Consider the following 20,296-nt stretch of genomic DNA (forward strand, 5'->3'; position numbering starts at 1 on the left):
GGCCTGCATTACAAGGCAACACGTTGAGGGGATTTAAATAAATGCTGGTACACCCAGCGTAATTCTGATTCAGTCGGGTTACGTTTCGCACGCTCCGCAAAATGACGGATCTGCTCCAATACCAAATCAATTTGTTCGTTCGCCAGTTGATAGCCGAGCGAAGCAAAAACGGAACGGACGGCATTGCGGCCGGAATGTTTGCCCAGCACCAGTTTGTGCTCACGCCCTAAACTGGCCGGATCCACGCCCTGATAGTTATTCTTATCCTTGAGCAAACCATCGACATGCACACCGGATTCATGCGTAAACACATACTCGCCCACCAGCGGTTTTTGCTGCGCGATACGGCGGCCGGAGGCTTTGGACACAAAATCGCACAATGCCGGCAAACGATGGCTCTGGATCTGCAAATCGGTCGCAAAACACTGTTTCAGTGCCATGACTACTTCTTCCAGCGGCGCATTGCCAGCGCGTTCCCCAAGTCCAATCACTGTGGTATTGGCATGTGTGGCCCCCGCCCGGTAGGCTGCCAGCGTATTGGCGGTCGCCAGTCCCAGATCGTCATGCGCGTGCATTTCCAGTTGCAGCGGCCAGTACTGGCGCAATGCCCGGATACGGTCATAGGTGGTAAATGGGTCGAGAATACCAACCGTATCGGCATAGCGCAGACGCTCCGCACCGGTACGCAACGCCAGATCAGCCACCACCCGCAAATCGGCCAGTGCCGCACGCGAGGCATCCTCACAGCCGATACAGACTTTCAGTCCCAGCGATTTTGCCAGCGAGACATGCTCTGCCAGTTCAGTCAGTACCTGCTCCCGGCTGCGGGCCAGTTTGTGCTCCATCATCTGTTCAGAGATCGGAATCGAGACATCTACCCAGTTCATGCCCAGTGCCGCCGCCTGCCGGATATCCGTGGCATGCATACGGCACCAGACCATCAGCGTGGCATCCGGTAACGCCTGCCGCAGCGCACCAATGCGACGGCATTCATCCAGTCCCATGGCAGGAATACCCACTTCCAGCTCAGGAACACCGATCTCCCACAGCTGCCGGGCAATCGCAATTTTCTCATCCTGAGTGAATGCCACACCGGCTGACTGTTCGCCATCGCGTAACGTCGTATCATTGATGATCAGCGAGGGTTTCTGAAATGTGGTTTTCCGGGCCATAATGCACCTCCTGCGTAACAGGATTCAGCAATTCTTGTTCCCAAAACAAACCATTGATTTTTATAGAATATTTAATGGAATGGCGCGTCAATATTGAAACATACTGACGGGATTGTTGCAGATGCGACAAAAAAGGGATGTCACCGGACATCCCTTCATCTTCACAGTGACAGATCACTGATTAATAACGACGTGATCGCCTGAGCTATTGCCTAAAACACGGCATTTATAACGGTAACCCACCCAGTTCAGCACCAGCCAGACCGGCACCAGCTCCACGGCAATGGTTTCGCCGCTCATGTACAGCAGCACCAGTAACAGCCCCATGAACGCCAGACACAGGTAGTTGGTCAGCGGACTCCAGAATGCCCGGAACACCGGCGTGACACCTTCGCGATCTTTGGCCGCACGGAATTTCAAATGCGCCAGACTGATCATGCCCCAGTTAATCACCAGCGCCGCCACTACCAGCGACATCAGCAGTGCAAACGCTTTGCCCGGCAGCAGATAGTTGATCACCACACACAGGAAGGTCACTAACGCGGACAGCATGATGGCCGGTACCGGCACCCCGCGTTTGTCGACTTTACCCAGAATGCGTGGCGCATTGCCCTGCTGTGCCAGACCATGCAGCATACGGCTGTTGCAGTACACACCACTGTTGTAAACCGACAGTGCCGCCGTCAATACCACCACGTTCAGGATGTTGGCAGTCGAATTTTCACCAAGCGCGGAGAAAATCATGACAAACGGGCTGCCACCTTCGGCCAGCTGACTCCACGGGAACAGTGACAGCAGTACCGCCAGTGCACCAATGTAGAAAATCAGAATACGGTAGATCACCTGATTCACCGCCTGCGGAATGCTCTTGCGCGGATTATCCGCTTCTGCCGCGGTGATCCCTACCAGCTCCAGTCCACCGAAGGAGAACATGATGATCGCCAGCGACATGATCACACCGTGCCAGCCATTCGGCATAAAACCGCCCAGCGCCCACAGGTTGCTGACCTTGGCCTGTTCCCCGCCCTGACCGCTCAGCAGCAGCCAGCCACCAAACAGGATCATGCCGACAATCGCGACAACCTTGATAATGGCAAACCAGAATTCCATCTCACCGAACATTTTCACGTTGGTCAGATTGACGGCATTAATAATGACAAAGAACACCAGCGCAGAAACCCAGGTTGGCAAATCCGGCAGCCAGTACTGCACATAAATACCGACCGCAGACAGTTCCGCCATGCCGACCAGCACATACAGCACCCAGTAGTTCCAGCCAGACAGGAAGCCCGGAAAATCACCCCAGTATTTATAGGCAAAATGACTGAATGAACCGGATACCGGCTCTTCCGCTACCATTTCCCCCAGCTGACGCATGATCAGGAACGCGATCAGACCGCCCAGCGCATAACCGAGCAATACAGCCGGTCCCGCCATCTTGATGGTCTGCGCGATACCTAGAAACAGCCCGGTACCAATAGCACCACCTAATGCGATCAACTGAATATGCCGGTTTTTCAACCCACGCTTCAGTTCACCCTCAGTTTGAACTTCCATGAAAACCTCTGTCACGAATTTAATGCCGACTTCTCAGTTCAGTCAGCGAATTGAACTAGTGTACCTGCAATGATAAAAACCGGCGCTAGAATACCCTGAACCACCAAGGCTGGACAGTATGTCGTGAGCGCTTTTTGCTCACAATCAGACTGAAAGCAGAGTATTTATAAACAAAACCGGAATGATCAGCTGAAAGCGCCATAAGGCGGATAATTTTAGTTTGTCAACTGGAACTGCTGCGGTATGGCCCACCCGCGTAACCATCATGATCGCACCCAAACGATGACCTTGATATGGATCACAATAAAACCGGTTTCAGTTTATGTTACCGGAAACACTCTGCTAGTCTGATGGCAGTATTCAGGGAGAGGTCATCATGCAGGCATTATCAGCACAACGCGATCAACTGGGCGAATGTCCCCGCTGGCATGCAGAAACACAAACATTGTGGTGGGTGGATATTCTAAAACACCAGATCCACCGCCATCATCCGGCCAGCGGTGCGCATCGTGTCATTCAGCTGAATGAAGAAATCGGCTGTTTTATCTGGCGTAAAACCGGTGGCCTGATCGTCGGTCTGCAATCCGGACTGGCTTTTATTGATGATGTGGAAAATCCGGTGCTGACACCGATTGCCGATCCGGAAGCGGATAAACCCTGGCAGCGTTTTAACGATGGCCGCTGTGACCCGGCCGGCCGTTTTATCGCCGGTACCATGAACGGCCGCAAAGACGATTCCTACGGTACGTTTTACCAGCTGGATGCTGCACTGAATTTACGTCAACTGGTTGGCAAAAGCTGGACCTGTAACGGCCTGGCCTTCAGCCCGGACGGAAAGACACTGTATTGGTCAGATACGCCTAACCTTACCATTTACCGCTGTGATTATGATGTGGCCACCGGCAATGTCAGCAATCAGCAGGTATTTTTTGTCGTGCCGGCAGGCATGGGCCGCCCGGACGGTGCCACCGTCGATAGTGAAGGCAACTACTGGTCAGCCCAGTATGCCGGCGGACGGGTATTGTGCATCAGCCCGCAAGGTGAGTTGTTGCGTAATATCGAGCTGCCGGTCACCAACCCGACCATGCCCTGCTTCGGCGGCCCGGCGCTGAAAACGCTGTATGTCACCAGCGCCAGTCAGAAAATGACCGAAGAACATCTGGCCGCGCATCCGATGGAAGGCGCGGTCCTGGCCATTTCGATGGATATTGCCGGCTTACCGGAAGTCGCCTTCGCCGGTTAATCCCGGAAAACAATGCAAACAATAAAGGCGTGAGTTCAGTTGTCATCACGCCCTCTGTCAGCACAAAGCAGATATCAGTCAAACCGGTGCTGTGTTTTGTTGGAAATAGCGACCAATGACAGCATGACCGGTACTTCGACCAAAACGCCGACCACTGTTGCCAACGCAGCGCCAGAATGAAGTCCGAACAACGAGATGGCAACGGCAACCGCCAGCTCAAAGAAGTTTGATGTGCCAATCATGCAGGCTGGTGCCGCAATGTTAAATGGCAGCCGTAAGATCCGGGCTCCTGCATACGAAATGGCATAAATACCGTATGATTGTAATAACAGCGGAATAGCAATCAGCAATATAGTTTGCGGTTGCAGCATGATGGTTTCAGCCTGAAAACCAAACAACAAGACCACGGTTGCCAGCAAACCAACTATCGACCAGGGTTTAATGCGGCCAAGAAACGCATACAGGCTAACGTCCCCCCCTTTTCTTTCCAGATGATGACGAGTAAGCACACCAGCAAAAAGTGGCAGCAACACATACAGCACCACAGAAAATAACAGCGTTTCCCAGGGCACCTCGATATCACTGACGCCCAGCAAAAATGCTGCGATCGGTGCAAATGCAAAGACCATGATGAGATCATTTATCGCTACCTGCACCAGCGTATAATTCGGATCACCCCGGGTCAGCTGGCTCCACACAAACACCATCGCAGTACAGGGCGCAACGCCCAGCAGGATCATACCGGCTATGTACTCACCAGCCGATTGTGGGTTCACCCAATCTGCAAAAATAATCCGGAAAAACAACCATGCCAGAAACGCCATGGTAAAAGGTTTAATCAGCCAGTTGACCGTCAACGTGAGCATCAGTCCTCTTGGCCGTTTCCCCACATCTTTGATAGCGGAGAAATCAATCTGTACCATCATCGGGTAAATCATGACCCAGATTAACAGCGCCACCACCAGATTAACGTGAGCCCACTCCAGACTGGCAATCACACCAAATATCTCCGGTACCAGATTGCCGAGCACCACGCCGGCTATGATGCATAAGCCTACCCATACGGTGAGATAACGTTCAAAAATACCCATGCTGGATCCTTACTGTTTTGCTATGTATCACTAGCTCATCAGATAGTTATGTCCTCTCTACAGGGTAGACAAACGGCAATGGTTATGCGAACTTCACCAGCTCTTCCGGAGATGATTAATCAGGAAATAGCATGACAATCCGTATCGCCATCAATGGTTTTGGCCGCATTGGTCGTAATGTATTACGCGCGCTCTATGAATCTGGCCGCCGTGCCGAAATCAAGGTTGTTGCCATTAACGAACCGGCGGATGCGGCAGGTATGGCGCACCTACTGAAATATGACTCGACACATGGCCGGTTTGACTGGGATGTCCGTCAGGAACGGGATGTGCTGTATGTCGGGGATGACGCCATCCGCTTGCTGCATCAGAAAGAGATCGGCCAGTTGCCGTGGGGTGAGCTGGGCATTGATATCGTGCTGGATTGCAGCGGGGTTTATGGCAAACGCACTGATGGCGAATTGCATCTGGCGGCCGGCGCGAAAAAAGTGCTGTTTTCTCATCCCGGCGGCAGTGATCTGGATGCAACCGTCATTTATGGGGTAAATCACCAGGTGTTAAAACCGGAACATCGCATCGTCTCTAATGGTTCCTGTACCACCAACTGCATTATTCCGATCATCAAACTGCTTGATGATGCCTTCGGGATTGAATCCGGCACCGTGACTACCATTCATGCGTCAATGAACGATCAGCAGGTGATCGATGCCTATCATCCTGACCTGCGCCGTACCCGCGCCGCCAGTCAATCGATCATTCCGGTGGACACCAAGCTTGCCGCCGGCATCACCCGTATCTTCCCGAAATTCTGTGATCGTTTTGAAGCGATTTCCGTGCGCGTACCTACCATCAACGTAACGGCGATTGATTTGAGCGTGACCGTCACCAACCCGGTCAGCGTACTGGATGTCAATAATGTGCTGCAACGCGCAGCCAAAGACAGCTTCCGCAGTATCGTCGATTACACCGAACTGCCGCTGGTCTCCATCGATTTCAATCATGATCCGCACAGTGCCATCGTCGACGGCACACAGACCCGCGTCAGTGGTAAACACCTGATCAAAACGCTGGTCTGGTGCGATAACGAATGGGGTTTTGCCAACCGTATGCTGGATACCACGCTGGCGATGATGAGAAGCTGACGGTCAGGACGAAGTAACCTGAAATTCCTGCGCCGATACAGCGGTGATCTGCAAACCGGCCAGTGACGACAGTACCAGATCGACCTGATCCAGTTTCGGCGTATCCGCCGGCGCATTGACCGCAATCACTTTGCAGCCGGCAGCCAGTCCGGATAGCACTCCTGCAGGCGCATCTTCTACTACCACGCACTCTTCCGGTTTCAGTCCCAGCTTTTCTGCGCCCAGCAGGTATGGATCCGGATTCGGTTTGCCACGCATCACCAACTCTGCCGTGATGAAGATTTCCGGGCGGGCCAGCTCACCGGCAGCGTGCCGCGCATGAGCAACCGGTACCGAACCGGAGGTCACAATCGCCCACGGTACCGATAATTCGTTCAGACGATGCAGCAGTTCCGCCGCACCAGGTAAGGCTGAAATACCGACTGTATCTTCCGCTTCGGTTTTTTCCAGCAGGCGGAACTGCTCCTGGATCGCTTCTTCGCTCTCCCCCGGCATAAAATGACGCAATGAAGTGATCGCCTGTTTGCCGTGAATAAAACCCAGAACCTCTTCCGAATCTAGGCCGCGGCTTTTCGCCCAGTCAGACCAGGCGCGTTCTACCGCCGGTAAGGAATCGACCAGCGTACCATCCAGATCAAACAAAAAACCTTTACATTTCATTCAGATAATTCCAATTAATTAGTGTTTCCTGCACTCCGGCAGGAAATAAAGTGAATAGATTAATTCTGTTGCAGCTCATGGTATTTCGCCATCGCTTTTTTGTCATCGTCGGCATAGACATGATGATGGAAAATATAAAAACCCTGCTTCAGCAACTGCCGTGTAATTTCTTCACTATAAGGCTCATCCTGACAAATCTGGGTGACAACCCGGTTTTTGATCAGAAAAATGTATTTCATTGTCATACAACCTCCTGTGTCACTTAACGGGTGTCAGCTCTGGGTATTTATTGCGCTGCACCGATGTAGTGATTACAGCAAAGGTTTGTTATTCTTAAAAATGAATAATTCTCCATCAGTGATAACCAAACGGAATGGAACTACGTCAGTTACGCGCCTTTGTGACGCTGGCCGATTGCCTGAACTTCACGGAAGCGGCAGAAAAACTGTTTATTACCCAACCAGCCCTGTCGAAACAGATCGCGTCGCTGGAAGAAAGTCTTGGTGGTGAGTTATTTATCAGAAACCGGCGCGGTGCCGAGCTCACGTCATTGGGCAAAGAGTTGCATGAACAGGCCCGGGCGCTGGTATTACAGGCTGATCAGTTCAGACGCCATGCCCGTAGGGTGCTGCAGGGGGAATCCGGCAAGCTTGCCATCGGTATCGGCTTGTCTAGTCTGCGACTGGCTTCGTCGTTTACCGCGCAGTTCCGGACGCTTTATCCCGGTGTCACCATCACCATGCACGATACGTCATCCATTCCGCTGATCGCGCAGTTGCTGGCCGATCAGACTCAACTCGGTTTTTTGCGTCTGCCGGTCGAGCCGCCCTTAATGTCTTATAAGCTCTCCTCCGACCGGCTGGTCCTGGCCGTCAATCCGCTTCATTTCCCCGGTACCAGCGAGGCGGATTATCTGTCACAACTCGACCAGTTACCCGTACTACGCCTGATGCCGACTCAAGGGCAACGGCTGAATCGTCAGATCGATCAGTTCCTCGCCTTCCATAACCGCTACCCGGTGGTGGCACAATATGCCGGTGACAGTCCAACATTATTGGGATTGGTCGGTGCCGGGATCGGGGTGGCCTTTGTGCCGGAAAGCGCAGTGTCGATTGCACCGCCGGAGGTGAACATCATTCATCTGACCGGGGAATATACCGAATGGGATATCGGGATGGCCTGGAATCCGCGCTACAGCAATCCCATCCGGGATGCGTTTATTGAACTGGTGCTGGCAAAGCAGTCATAGTCCGACTGCCTTACATTGTATCTGATCACATATCTGTCATCGCCGATGTAAAGAACTACCGGAAATACCAATTTAAACTAGATTTAAAAAAGCCCAAGAAAACGAAACATCACAGCTTGTACTGGTTGCGCTGCTTCGAAGTTCAGATGACCAGTTCTGGTTGAAAATAGTTTAATCATTTTTATTTGCTAAACGAGAGCTTCCGGAAGGAAGCTCCATTGAACTTGTTCAAATGAAAGGGACTTGATCATGACAACATATAACTGGGAATTTGGCTCTCTGGACGCAGTTGTTCATTTCACCGTTACTTATGATTCCGCAACAAAATCGTTCACCGTTTTTTGCGATAAAGGTTCATTCGACCTCGGTGCACTCTGGTTTTCAGACGGCGATACAACAAAAGACTTTGGTACCGCACTGACTACGCTGACTAAATCCGATAACAGTCTTAACATGAACGGTACCAGCACGGTCTGGGCCGATGACGGTTCTGCCACTCAGGAAAAGATCGTCTGGGACGACTATGCAAAGCCCGTCTATCCAACGACTATTACTGAAGGCAGTACTGTCAGTATGACGTTGTCTGGTGATGATCAAATACAACTTGAAAGCTTCATCTCTAATCTGAGCAATCCGGATGATTTTGTGCTCGGCGTCCGTTCGACCAATGTTAATGGCACCAGTGATGGCTTCAAATGGGTGGACACAGAACCTGAAGTTGATACCAGTCAGGTTCTAGCCAATCAGGCACCGACGGCTAACGCGGTCTCTGCCAGCGGCGCCGAAGATGATCCAGCTATTGCTGTTACTCTGTCGGGTTCTGACAGCGATGGCTCTGTCGTTTCCTACACCATCACGTCCCTACCTTCTCAGGAGCAGGGAACGCTATACAGCGATGCGGCACTGACTACCCAGATCGTAGCCGGCGACGAGATTACCAGTGATACGGTTTACTTTGTACCAACTGAAAACTGGAGCGGAGACGCCAGTTTCAATTATTTTGTCACCGACAACGATGGTGCAGACTCTGCCACCGCGACTGCCAGTGTGACCGTCGACCCGGTATCAGATGCCCCGACACTGACCGTCGCCCCCGCTACCGGTGATGAAGACATGCCGATCGCCCTGTCCATCACCCCGGCACTGACCGACACCGACGGCTCGGAAACCCTGTCCATTACCATCAGTAACATCCCAACCGGGGCGACCCTGAGTAATACTGCCCTCGATACCCTTACCATCAGTAGCGGCAGCATCACCTTGACACCAGATCAGCTGGAAGGCCTGGCTATCACGCCGCCAGAAAATTTCTATGGAAACTTTGCCCTGACGGTAACTGCCATTTCGACGGATGGTTTAGCCACACCAGCAACAACGGTGGCTATCATCAACATGACTGTCAACCCGGTCAACGATGCACCTATAGCAGTGGATGACACCCTATGGGTATCTGAATCGACAATCGTCACGTTACCTGTCAGTGTGCTGCTCGGAAATGACACTGACATTGATGGCAAAACGATCACGTTTCAATCTGTGGCCTGGAATGATTCAAAAATCACCTCTGTAGAATTCAATAGCGCAACACAAGTACTTACTTTGGAGATCGCGAATCACACAGTAAATCCGAGTAACCCTCTCTGGACCGTCGATACACCTGGTACCGCAACATTTACTTATACAATTTCTGACAATGCCACTCCGGCATTAACCTCGACCGGTACAGTTACCCTCAAGATAGTGGATGTCACCAACTCCAGTTCTGACTCGATAGATCTCTCTAACCAAAGTTATCAGGGTTCCTATATTGATAGCGCAAGTGGCGCGGACACACTGACAGGCGCGGCTACGGGAGATGTCTTAATTGGCGGTGCCGGCGATGACGTTCTGAACGGCGGAGACGGCAATGACATCCTGCGGGGTGGAGCAAACGACGATGTCCTGAACGGTGGTGCCGGCATGGATCTGCTGGATTACTCGGCGGTAACCAGTGATTTCAGTTTTATACTTGGCGCTGATGGAAGTGGTACCGCAACAGCTCAGGGAAGAGACTCCTACTCAGGCATAGAAGGCGTTATAGGCGGCAGTGGCAACAATACCCTGACCGGTAATGATTTCAATAACATCCTCATCGGCGGCAACGGCACGGATACACTGAACGGACTTGGCGGCGACGACATTCTCCGGGGCGGCCCTGGCAACGACGACAAGATGGACGGCGGCACCGGCACTGACCTGCTGGACTTTTCCGACAGCTCGGTCGCCATCAATTTTACTCTGCAGCAGGGCACCGCAGCGGGTGGTGGTTATCATTCTATCGCGGACGGAACAGGCGGATTAGGCACCGGTGATGGATACATGAACATGGAAGGCGTGGTCGGTACCAACTTTGATGACACGATCACGGGCTCTTCTCTGAACGATGTTTTGATGGGCGGTGCCGGCAATGACACGCTCCATGGTGGTGCTGGCAACGATACCCTGATTGGTGGTGCCGGCGCTGATACGCTGGAAGGTGGCAGCGGTAGTGACAGCTTTGTCTTCCTGAAAGGCGATGCCGCCAGCGTTGATACCATCAGCGACTTCACCACCGGTGCAGGTGGTGACAGCCTGGATATCAGTTCCGTCTTGAGTGATAGCGGGGTTAGTACCGGGACATTGGCCGATTACGTTAGTATCAGGGAATATAACGGCAATACCATTGTCTCTGTAGATGCTGATGCTGGCGGTGTGGCATCTGCTCAGGACATAGCAATATTGACTAATGTCACGGGTGTAACATTAGAAGACTTGAACCTTATCCTTCCCCCTAATCCGTAAATGGTCACAGAAGATAAAACAAAGGGCGCTTGATGCGCCCTTGTGTTTAATTTATTTTTCTTCGTGCAATCCGCACTCGCGCTTCAGGCCAAAGAAACGGGTTTGTTCTTCCGTCATCCCCGGTTCCCACTTCGCGGTGGTCTGCACATCGCCGACCGACAGGTAGCCTTGCTCCCACAATGGGTGATATGGCAGATCGTGTTCTTTGAAGTAATAGAACACGTCTTTGTTGGTCCAGTCGATCACCGGCAGGAATTTGAAGATACCGCGTTGTACCGCCAGTACCGGCAGATTGCCGCGAGTCGATGACTGTTCACGGCGCAGGCCGGAGAACCAGGTCTTGACGTTCAGCTCTTTCAGCGCGCGCGCCATCGGTTCCACTTTGTTGATCTGATTGTATTTTTCAATCCCCTCAACACCCTGCTCCCACAGTTTGCCGTAACGGGCTTCCTGCCAGGCCGGCGTGATCGGTGCCTGATACACTTTCAGATTCAGTTTCAGACGATCCGTCAGCTGATCGATAAACTGATAGGTTTCCGGAAACAGATAACCGGTATCAGTCAGCACCACCGGTACATCCGGTCGCACCTGTGTCACCAGATGCAGCATCAATGCTGCCTGGATACCGAAGCTGGAGGAGAGAATGAACTCCCCTTCCAGATTAGCGAAGGCCCATTGCACACGCTCTTGTGCGCTGAGCGCCTCCAGCTGCTGATTAATTTCAGCCAGCTGAACTGTCTGTTCTTCTTTAGAGAGCGCAGTCAGTGCGCTCAGCGACAAAAAGTTATGCGGCATAGAAATCCTTAGCTGAGTTAACGACCGGTTTCACGATACCAGTGCGAATGACGAAATCACCAAAGCCTTCGTTTTCATTACGCTCTTTCGCCCAACGACCCAGCAGCACATCGATCTCTTTCAGGATCTCGGCAGAGCTGATGTTTTCACGGTACTGACGAGGGATACGCGTACCTTCGCGGTTACCGCCGATATAGAAGTTGTAACGATCCAGCGCTTTACCAACCAGACCAATTTCCGCCAGCATCGCACGGCCACAACCGTTCGGGCAGCCCGTGACACGGAAGATCACATGATCATCAGCCAAACCGTGTTTCGCCATCACTTCTTCGATTTGCGTGGTGAACGCAGGCAGGAAACGCTCTGCTTCGGCCATCGCCAGCGGGCAGGTTGGCAGCGCCACACACGCCATCGAGTTCTTACGCTGTTCGGTGATGCCATCATCAATCAGGCCATGCGCACGCGCCAGCTTCTCGATCTTGGCTTTCTCTTTTTTCGGCACACCGGCGATGATCAGGTTCTGGTTCGCGGTCATGCGGAAATCCCCTTTGTGGATCTTCGCGATCTCAGCCAGACCGGTTTTCAGCGGTTTGCCCGGGAAATCCAGAATACGGCCGTTTTCGATGAACAGCGTCAGATGATATTTACCATCGATACCTTCCACCCAGCCAAAACGATCGCCACGGCTGGTGAACACATACGGGCGGCTTTCTTCAAACTTGATACCAGTACGTTTTTCCACTTCTGCTTTAAACGCATCGACACCGACACGTTCCAGCGTGTATTTGGTTTTGGCATTCAGACGATTTGAACGGTTACCCCAGTCACGTTGAGTGGTGACAACAGCTTCGGCAAATTTCAGTGTGTCTTCTTTTTTGATAAAGCCAAAATCGTCCGCCTTACGCGGGAAGGTTTCTTTATTGCCGTGGGTCATGGCCAAACCACCACCGACCAGCACGTTGAAACCAACCAGCTTGCCGTCTTCGGCAATCGCCACGAAGTTCAGATCATTGGCGTGCACGTCGATGTCATTGTGCGGCGGGATCACCACCGTGGTTTTGAACTTACGCGGCAGATAAGTCGAACCCAGAATTGGCTCTTCATCCGGGCCTAACTTCTCGCCATCCAGCCAGATTTCGGCATAGGCACGGGTTTTCGGCAGCAGATGCTCAGAGATCTTCTTCGCCCATTCGTAGGCTTCCTGATGCAGTTCTGACTCCACCGGGTTCGAGGTACACAGCACGTTACGGTTCACGTCACCCGCAGTTGCGATGGAGTCCATTCCGTATTTGTTCAGCGTCTGATGCATCAGTTTGATTTTTGGCTTCAGCACACCGTGGAACTGGAAAGTCTGGCGCGTGGTCAGACGAATACTGCCATACATGGTATGGTCATGCGCGAATGCATCAATCCCTAACCACTGTTCCGGCGTGATGATACCGCCCGGCATACGGGCACGTAACATCACATTGTGCAGCGGTTCCAGTTTCTGCTGGGCACGTTCAGCACGAATATCGCGGTCGTCCTGCTGGTACATGCCATGCAAACGGATCAGCTGAAAGTTGTCACCGGTAAAGCCGCCGGTCAGATCGTTTTGCAGATCCAGTGCAATCGTCCCACGCAGGAAGTTACTTTCCGCTTTCAGACGTTCGTTGTCAGACAGTTTTTGTTCGCTCATCAGTAGACATCCCTCTGGTAACGCTTGGCACGACGCAGTTCATTCACATATTCTTCGGCTTGTTCGGCGCTCTTGCCACCGTGTTCCGCCACGATATTCACCAGTGCTTCGTGAACATCTTTCGCCATACGGTTGGCATCACCGCAGACATAGAAATGTGCACCGTCTTGCAGCCATTGCCACACTTCTGCGCCTTTGGCTTTCAATTTATCTTGTACGTAGATTTTCTTGTCCTGATCACGGCTGAATGCCAAATCGATCTTGGTCAGCAGGCCGCTCTTCACGTATTTCTGCCATTCCACCTGATACAGGAAATCCTGCGTGAAATGCGGGTTGCCGAAGAACAACCAGTTTTTGCCTTCTGCGCCCTGCGCGTCACGTTCCTGAATGAATGAACGGAACGGCGCGATACCCGTACCTGGTCCCACCATGATCACCGGGGTCTCAGGATTCGCAGGCAGACGGAAGTTGTCGTTATGCTCGATGAACACGCGCACGTCGCCACCTTCCGGCACACGATCGGCCAGGAAAGAAGACGCGCCACCAGAGCGAACAGAACCGTCTTCCTGCGGATAACGCACGACACCAACGGTCAGATGCACTTCTTCTTCCACTTCTGATTGTGCAGAAGCGATGGAATACAGACGCGGACTCAGCGCACGCAGTAAACCCACCAGCTGTTCAGCGGTCAGTTTGGTCGGGAAGCGTTTCAGCACGTCGACAATCTGTGCGTTTGCCGCCAGTTTGCGGGTTTCGTCTTTGTCAGCTGCCAGGGCTTTCAGCTGTTCATCAGCTGAGATTTCCGCTAAACCTGTGATAAAACCAGCATGCAGACGGGTCAGTTCAAACTGACTGGTCAATGCATCACTCAGTGCCGCAGCTTTACCTGATACGGTGACCTGTTCGTCGCCAGTCAGGCCAGTCAGAGACAGGATCTCTGCCACCACAACCGCGTCATTATCAAACCAGATACCCAGTGCATCACCCGGCTGGTAGGTAATACCGGAGCCTTCCAGATTGATCTCAAAATGGCGGATGTCTTTGGTGGAATCACGACCAGTGATTTTCTGGTTGGTGCTCAGAGTCGCCGTGAACGGATTGAATTTGTCGTAGGCACTGTGACCTGCAACGGCAGCACTACCCCCAACCGCAGCGGCTGCCGCAGGAGCAGCAGTCAGCGCAGAAGCCAGTTTATCCAGGAAGGCTGTTGCCCAGGAAGCAGCGGCATCACGGTAATCAACATCCAGAATGGCCGCATCCTGCAGACGGGTCGCTTCCGCTTTCTCAAAGAAAGCATCGAAATCTTTCGCAGTCTGGCAGAAGAATTCATACGAGGAATCGCCCAGGCCCAGTACCGCGTATTGCAGACCAAACAGCTTGCCGATTTTGCCGCCTTTCAGTTGTGCATGCAGATCAGCAGCCGCTTCCGGCGGTTCACCTTCCCCGTAGGTACTGGTCACAATCAGCACATGGGTTTCTTTCTTCAGTTGCTTCGGCTTGTAATCATTCATCGCCACCAGCGAAACCGGAATACCGCGTGCTTCAGCCTGCGCTTTCACGCTTTCCGCCACGCCTTTGGCATTGCCGGTCTGGGAACCGAACAGAATGGTCAGGCTGCCACTCGGCTGTGCTGCTGCCGGAGCCGTTGCAGCGACAGTGCCCGAAGTCGTGACACCTGCAGCGCCACCCTGACCCTGCGCCAGACCGAACAGATAACCACTGGCCCAGATCAGCTCAGACTGAGATAAGTTTGCAACGGCTTCTGCCAGTTTCGTCAGATGCGGTCCGTTCAATGGACCTAAAGAAGATTTCTCGCTCATATGCCAATTCCTGCATTAAGAATGAGGTTAGCTTACAAGCAAAACTGGTGCTTCACAAAGAATTAATCGAATTTCTTAATATAGAAATGTCATATCTATAGTCAGTTTATGGATATAGATAGGTGTTTTCCCCCGTCAAAATGGGCTTTAACAACCCAAATCCGGTAAAAACAGAGTAACATTATGAAAAAAAACAATAAAAAAGAGGATGCCGTTATAGACATCCTCTTTTCTTTTACCGGTTTTATATTTTTTCTTTATCGAAAAAATTAATAACGCAGTTCTGCACCCAGGAACCAGTTGTCCAGATGCTGATCCAGTTGCACGCCGTCTTCGGTGTAATTCACACGCATATTCCGGTAACCGGCACGCAGCTTCAGTTTCAGAATATCGTCCGGGAAGACCACATAGCTCACACCCATTTTCCAGTCGTGAGAATGGTCGCCATCCCAATGTGAAACACGCATATCAGCAAACGCACCCAGATCGGTACCTGGGATCAATGTTTCTGCAGCACCGTACAGCATGATGGTGTCGTTGGAATAATCATGGTGATGATTCAGCGTACCATCATAGCTGCGCAGGTTCAGACCGGCGTTCAGGGTCAGCGTGTCCAGCTCCAGTGGAGAGTAATACAGCGCGAAATCGTAGGTTTTCAGCTTGTTATCAAAGTCAGATGCATCAGAAGAGACGTCTGTTGCCTGAAAGTTCACATTCGGCACCATCAGCAGTGGATGACGGAAATCAACATATGTCGTCCACAGGCTGTTAGAAGAATAATTACGATCCTTGCCTTCTGCAGTACCATCCATGTCGGAATACATGTAGTCCAGACCGGCACCGATGCTGAAATCATCAGCAGCCTGTGCGGCACCAGCAACCAGTACAGACGCTGCCAGCAGACTTAGACTGTATTTTTTCATGTTGGAGCTCCCATTATTATTAACAAAGAAGCGGACACCTTCTGGGTTATCCGCTTCTGGTTATCAAAATTTATTCTGCCGCCGGCAACATGGCCAGGACTTTGTCCAGACGAGCCAGTACGCGCTCTTTACCTACCAGTTTCATCACCGCATCAATCGACGGTGACTGACCCAGACCGGTAACAGCAACACGCAATGGCATGCCCACTTTACCCATGCCCAGATTCAGCTCGGTCGCGGTATCCTGAATCACATGGTGCAGCGGTTCAGTTTCCCAGCTTTCCAGCGCCGCCAGTTTGGTGCGGATCAGGGCCAACGGTTCACGCGCCGCGGCTTTCAGATGTTTCTTCGCCGCCGCTTCATCAATGGCTTCATATTCTTCGTAGAAATAACGGCTCTGCGTTGCTAATTCACGCAGGGTCTGGCAGCGTTCCGCCAGCAGAGTAATGATTTCGGTCAGCGCCGGACCATTCTTATAATCGATACCCAGGTCATTCATCTGCCATTCCAGATGTGAAGCGACATAGGCCGGATCCATGGTACGGATGTAATGGTTGTTCAGCCATTTCAGTTTTTCGGTGTTGAATGCCGACGCTGATTTGCTGATGTTGTCGAGGCTGAACAGCTTGATCATCTCTTCACGGGTGAAGATTTCCTGATCGCCGTGAGACCAGCCCAGACGTACCAAATAGTTCAGCACTGCTTCCGGCAGATAGCCGTCATCGCGGTATTGCATCACACCAACTGCACCGTGACGCTTGGACAGCTTGGCACCGTCATCGCCCAGAATCATGGAAACGTGAGCAAATTCCGGCTCCGGCGCACCCAGTGCTTTATAGATGTTGATCTGACGCGGCGTGTTGTTGATATGGTCTTCACCACGCACCACGTGGGTGATCTGCATATCCCAGTCATCCACCACCACACAGAAGTTGTAAGTCGGCACGCCGTCAGAACGACGAATGATCAGGTCATCCAGCTCAGTGTTGGCAAATTCGATACGGCCACGCACATGGTCATCAAACGCCACAACGCCTTCCTGCGGGTTGCGGAAACGCACCACATACGGCTCATCATCCGCATGTTGTTCATCGCTGTCACGGCAACGACCGTCGTAACGCGGTTTTTCACCGTTCGCCATCTGCTGTTCACGCAGCGCTTCCAGGCGCTCTTTCGAGCAGTAGCATTTATACGCCTTGCCTTCCGCCAGCAGTTGATCGATCAGCTGGTTGTAACGGTCAAAACGTTTGGTCTGATAATACGGGCCTTCATCCCAGTCAAAACCTAACCAGGTCATCCCTTCCATGATGGCATCAATAGCGGCCTGAGTAGAACGCTCAGTGTCAGTATCTTCGATACGCAGAACAAACTCGCCACCCTGATTTTTAGCGTATAACCAGGAATAGAGTGCAGTACGGGCACCACCAATGTGCAGCAAGCCAGTCGGGCTCGGCGCAAAACGGGTTTTGACTTTCATGGGCTTCCTTGTGACTGGAATAATTTTCAGGATTTTAGGACAGATCACATTCTAACACTGGCATTGCCGGAGAAAAACCTTCGGCAGCATTTGAAGAATCATCACAGCTGGGAGATAGGGGAAAATCAGCGGAAACCGACCACTTCAAGTTGTTAACCCTTTTTTCAGCCACAAAAAATATTCACATGACTATTAGAAACAAAATGTTTGGAATATTGAAACAAAAACACACTTTATTGACGAATTAACGACACATACAGTGCGCTGTAATAAATGCAAATTTGAAAGAGTAAGTAAGATGAACATATCCAGTGAAGCCATTGATACCCCCCCAAACATCACGGTAAATAACAGCCGTCTTTTTCTGGTTTTGTTTCTTGGTGTGCTTGCAGCCATTGGTCCTTTTGTCATGGACTTGTACCTGCCAGCCCTGCCTAGTGTCGTGACTTACTTTGATACCAGCATGCCAACCGTTCAGTTGAGCCTGACCTCATGCATGGTCGGTCTGGCTGTGGGCCAACTGATCATCGGACCGTTGAGCGACAAATATGGCCGTAAAATGCCCCTGCTGATCTGTATCGGTATTTTTGCCCTGAGCGGTATCGGCATTGTCATGGCTGAAAATATGCAGTCACTGATTTCTTTCCGCTTTTTACAAGGCATATCTTCTGCCGGTGGTGTGGTGATTGCCCGGGCTGCGGCGGCTGATTTATATGAAGGCCCGGAGATGGCGCGCTTCTTTGCTTTATTAATGAGCGTGAACGGTGTTGCCCCGATTATCGCGCCTGTAATTGGTTCTCTGCTGCTCGAAATAACTGATTGGCGAGGTGTTTTTGTATTTCAGGCTGGGCTGGGTATATTGCTGTTTATGGCTTGCCTGCGCTTTCAGGAATCACTGAGCATTAATAAACGCCATGATGGTGAAATAGTGTCTTCTTATATGAACTACTTAGCCATTATGAAAAATGGGCCATTTATGCTGTTAACAGGCGTCTTGAGCTTCATGACTGCCGGATTAGTAGCTTATATTGCTGCATCACCCTTTATTTTTCAGGAACATTATCAGTTAAGCTCAATGGCGTTTAGCCTCATCTTTTCTTTCAATGCGGCAGGTTTTGCGCTTGGTGCATATATCGCGAGTAAGCTCTCTCAAAAAGCTGGTGTTAAGTTCGGGATCATCAGTTCGGTCATTGTCGGGGTTGCGCTTTATATCCTGGTCATGACCAATGGCAGTCTCTGGCTGGTAGAAATTTGTCTGTTCGCTTATGGCTTTAATTACGGTGTACTGGCACCCGGCGCATCGAGTCTTGCCATCGCGATGGAACGGAAATATGCCGGTAGCGCCTCTGCGGTTGCAGGGTTCTTTCCATTCTTGATGGGAGCGTTAGTTTCTCCGTTGGTTGGTATTGGTGATTCTTTTGTATCGACCGGATTCATCATGTTTATCAGCACGGTGCTGACGTTTCTGACCTGGTTATTTGCAAGGAAGAACATTTAAAAATACGCAATCGACAGGCCGCACCGGCTCAACATGAGAACAGATACCTATTCATACGAATTGATACCAAAATTGGCGATGATGAAATCGACGAAACTGCGCAATTTCGGGGTCATTCGTCGATCCGGTGTATGCACCAGATGCATGGGACGAGTCGGCGCTTTGTAGTCAGGCAGAATTTCCACGAGCTGACCCGATTGCAAATAAGGCGTGACCAGTTCAGCCGGTTGCAGCATGACCCCCGCCCCGCACAAACCAGCTCCGACGATGGCTTCACCGCTGTCCGACATCAAACGCCCTTTTACCTGTACGGATTCGCGCCCGGCAGGGCCATCGAATGTCCAGGTTGTCCGCAGTTCCGTATGTGAAAAGCCAAGGCATTCATGCTGAGGTAAATCACTGGGTGATAATATGGCTTCGTGAGTTTCCAGATACCGGGGGGATGCACATAAAATCAGGCGATATGGTCGCAGCTGTCGCGCGATCAAGCCACTATCTGAAAGTTCACCGATACGGAAAATGGCATCGAATCCCCCATCGATGAGATCTACATAGCGATTCGATAAACTGAGCTCGACCGACACTTCGGGATATAACTGCATATACTCCGCGATTTTGGGTGTCAGCGCGTGAATACCGAAGGTCACAGATGCATTGATGCGAAGCTTTCCTTTGGGAACGACGCGCGTCTCTGCAGCCAGCCCCTCTGCAATCTCCATTTCGGCCAGAATATTCCGGGCCCGTTCATAAAAAGTAGCGCCGATCTCGGTCAGATGCTGGCTGCGCGTAGTCCGGTTCAGCAACCGCACACCCAGATGTTGTTCCAGCATCCGGACATTTTTACCAACGAGTTGCGGTGACATCTGCAGGGCATCAGCAGCTGCTGAGAACGACCCCAGCTCTACCGCTTTGACAAATACCGTCATGCTGAACAAACGATCCATTGCTTTCTCCACGTCACATCGGGTGCAAGCTCATGAAACAGCACCGTTTACAGGCGATTTCTGACGAAAATCGTCTCACCATAACGGAACTGTCTATTGGGATAAATAGCCAAAATGTTTACACATTAACAACAGGATGTTTCCAATCAGATTTGAAATGATTCATTACAAGTGTTGAATCAAGACGGTCATTTATCCAGCCCTGCCAGTCTTTTTATAGTAATTGC

At 51.5% G+C, this 20,296-nt stretch carries 16 protein-coding genes; 5 read left to right on the plus strand and 11 right to left on the minus strand.

Going from position 1 to position 20,296, the window contains the following annotated elements; genetic code table 11:
• Nucleotides 1–8: 8 nt before the first annotated feature.
• Both nifV and HNR75_RS07300 read right to left on the minus strand, forming a co-directional pair.
• On the minus strand, nt 9–1,172 hold the full coding sequence (gene nifV / locus HNR75_RS07295) for a homocitrate synthase (RefSeq protein WP_188026336.1): 1,164 nt from the start codon (nt 1,170–1,172) through the stop codon (nt 9–11).
• 174 nt (nt 1,173–1,346) lie between these two features.
• Entirely contained in the window at nt 1,347–2,729 is a 1,383-nt protein-coding gene (locus HNR75_RS07300; RefSeq protein ID WP_188026337.1) for an amino acid permease, read from the minus strand.
• Between the two features lie 376 nt (nt 2,730–3,105).
• On the opposite strand from HNR75_RS07300, the gene HNR75_RS07305 reads away from it, so the two are divergent.
• The gene (locus HNR75_RS07305) at nt 3,106–3,972 is read left to right on the plus strand and encodes an SMP-30/gluconolactonase/LRE family protein (protein WP_188026338.1); all 867 of its coding nucleotides are present in this window, start codon (nt 3,106–3,108) and stop codon (nt 3,970–3,972) included.
• A 74-nt stretch (nt 3,973–4,046) separates the two neighbouring features.
• On the opposite strand, the gene arsB is transcribed toward HNR75_RS07305, so the two are convergent.
• Nucleotides 4,047–5,063 (minus strand): ACR3 family arsenite efflux transporter, encoded by a 1,017-nt coding sequence (arsB, locus tag HNR75_RS07310; RefSeq protein ID WP_188026339.1) that lies wholly within the window; start codon nt 5,061–5,063, stop codon nt 4,047–4,049.
• Nucleotides 5,064–5,194: 131 nt separating this feature from the next.
• Between arsB and epd the strand changes: the two genes are divergently transcribed.
• Nucleotides 5,195–6,205, plus strand: coding sequence for an erythrose-4-phosphate dehydrogenase (epd, locus tag HNR75_RS07315; protein WP_188026340.1), 1,011 nt, complete (start codon nt 5,195–5,197; stop codon nt 6,203–6,205).
• A gap of 3 nt (nt 6,206–6,208) precedes the next feature.
• Here the strand turns inward: epd and HNR75_RS07320 are convergent, their stop codons facing one another.
• Nucleotides 6,209–6,865: a sugar phosphatase gene (locus HNR75_RS07320; RefSeq protein ID WP_188026341.1), complete on the minus strand. Its 657-nt coding sequence runs from the start codon at nt 6,863–6,865 to the stop codon at nt 6,209–6,211.
• A gap of 59 nt (nt 6,866–6,924) precedes the next feature.
• A complete protein-coding gene (locus HNR75_RS07325; RefSeq protein ID WP_188026342.1) occupies nt 6,925–7,110 on the minus strand; it encodes a hypothetical protein in 186 nt (61 codons plus the stop codon).
• Nucleotides 7,111–7,238: 128 nt separating this feature from the next.
• On the opposite strand from HNR75_RS07325, the gene HNR75_RS07330 reads away from it, so the two are divergent.
• Nucleotides 7,239–8,114, plus strand: a complete 876-nt coding sequence (locus tag HNR75_RS07330; RefSeq protein WP_188026343.1) for a LysR family transcriptional regulator — start codon at nt 7,239–7,241, stop codon at nt 8,112–8,114.
• A gap of 249 nt (nt 8,115–8,363) precedes the next feature.
• On the plus strand, nt 8,364–10,934 hold the full coding sequence (locus tag HNR75_RS07335) for a calcium-binding protein (protein ID WP_188026344.1): 2,571 nt from the start codon (nt 8,364–8,366) through the stop codon (nt 10,932–10,934).
• A gap of 51 nt (nt 10,935–10,985) precedes the next feature.
• Here the strand turns inward: HNR75_RS07335 and HNR75_RS07340 are convergent, their stop codons facing one another.
• The 5 genes from HNR75_RS07340 to gltX all read right to left on the minus strand — a co-directional run bounded on the left by HNR75_RS07340 (nt 10,986) and on the right by gltX (nt 17,627).
• A complete protein-coding gene (locus HNR75_RS07340) occupies nt 10,986–11,729 on the minus strand; it encodes a phosphoadenylyl-sulfate reductase (RefSeq protein ID WP_188026345.1) in 744 nt (247 codons plus the stop codon).
• Complete coding sequence (gene cysI / locus HNR75_RS07345; protein WP_188026346.1) at nt 11,719–13,407, minus strand: assimilatory sulfite reductase (NADPH) hemoprotein subunit; 1,689 nt, start codon at nt 13,405–13,407, stop codon at nt 11,719–11,721. Before cysI ends, HNR75_RS07340 begins: the two co-directional genes overlap by 11 nt.
• Nucleotides 13,407–15,227: an assimilatory sulfite reductase (NADPH) flavoprotein subunit gene (locus tag HNR75_RS07350; protein WP_188026347.1), complete on the minus strand. Its 1,821-nt coding sequence runs from the start codon at nt 15,225–15,227 to the stop codon at nt 13,407–13,409. The genes cysI and HNR75_RS07350 overlap by 1 nt, the downstream gene beginning before the upstream one ends.
• Before the next feature lie 269 nt (nt 15,228–15,496).
• Nucleotides 15,497–16,150 carry a TIGR04219 family outer membrane beta-barrel protein gene (locus HNR75_RS07355; protein WP_188026348.1) on the minus strand — a complete coding sequence of 218 codons (654 nt, stop codon included), beginning with the start codon at nt 16,148–16,150 and terminating at the stop codon, nt 15,497–15,499.
• Nucleotides 16,151–16,220: 70 nt separating this feature from the next.
• Entirely contained in the window at nt 16,221–17,627 is a 1,407-nt protein-coding gene (gene gltX, locus HNR75_RS07360; protein ID WP_188026349.1) for a glutamate--tRNA ligase, read from the minus strand.
• A 298-nt stretch (nt 17,628–17,925) separates the two neighbouring features.
• On the opposite strand from gltX, the gene HNR75_RS07365 reads away from it, so the two are divergent.
• Nucleotides 17,926–19,125 carry a multidrug effflux MFS transporter gene (locus HNR75_RS07365; protein ID WP_188026350.1) on the plus strand — a complete coding sequence of 400 codons (1,200 nt, stop codon included), beginning with the start codon at nt 17,926–17,928 and terminating at the stop codon, nt 19,123–19,125.
• A gap of 47 nt (nt 19,126–19,172) precedes the next feature.
• Here HNR75_RS07365 and HNR75_RS07370 read toward each other — a convergent pair whose 3' ends face one another.
• Nucleotides 19,173–20,069, minus strand: a complete 897-nt coding sequence (locus HNR75_RS07370) for a LysR family transcriptional regulator (protein WP_188026351.1) — start codon at nt 20,067–20,069, stop codon at nt 19,173–19,175.
• Nucleotides 20,070–20,296: the final 227 nt, after the last annotated feature.

The organism is Tolumonas osonensis (assembly GCF_014202415.1).
In the GTDB taxonomy this organism is placed as follows: Bacteria; Pseudomonadota; Gammaproteobacteria; order Enterobacterales; family Aeromonadaceae; genus Tolumonas; species Tolumonas osonensis.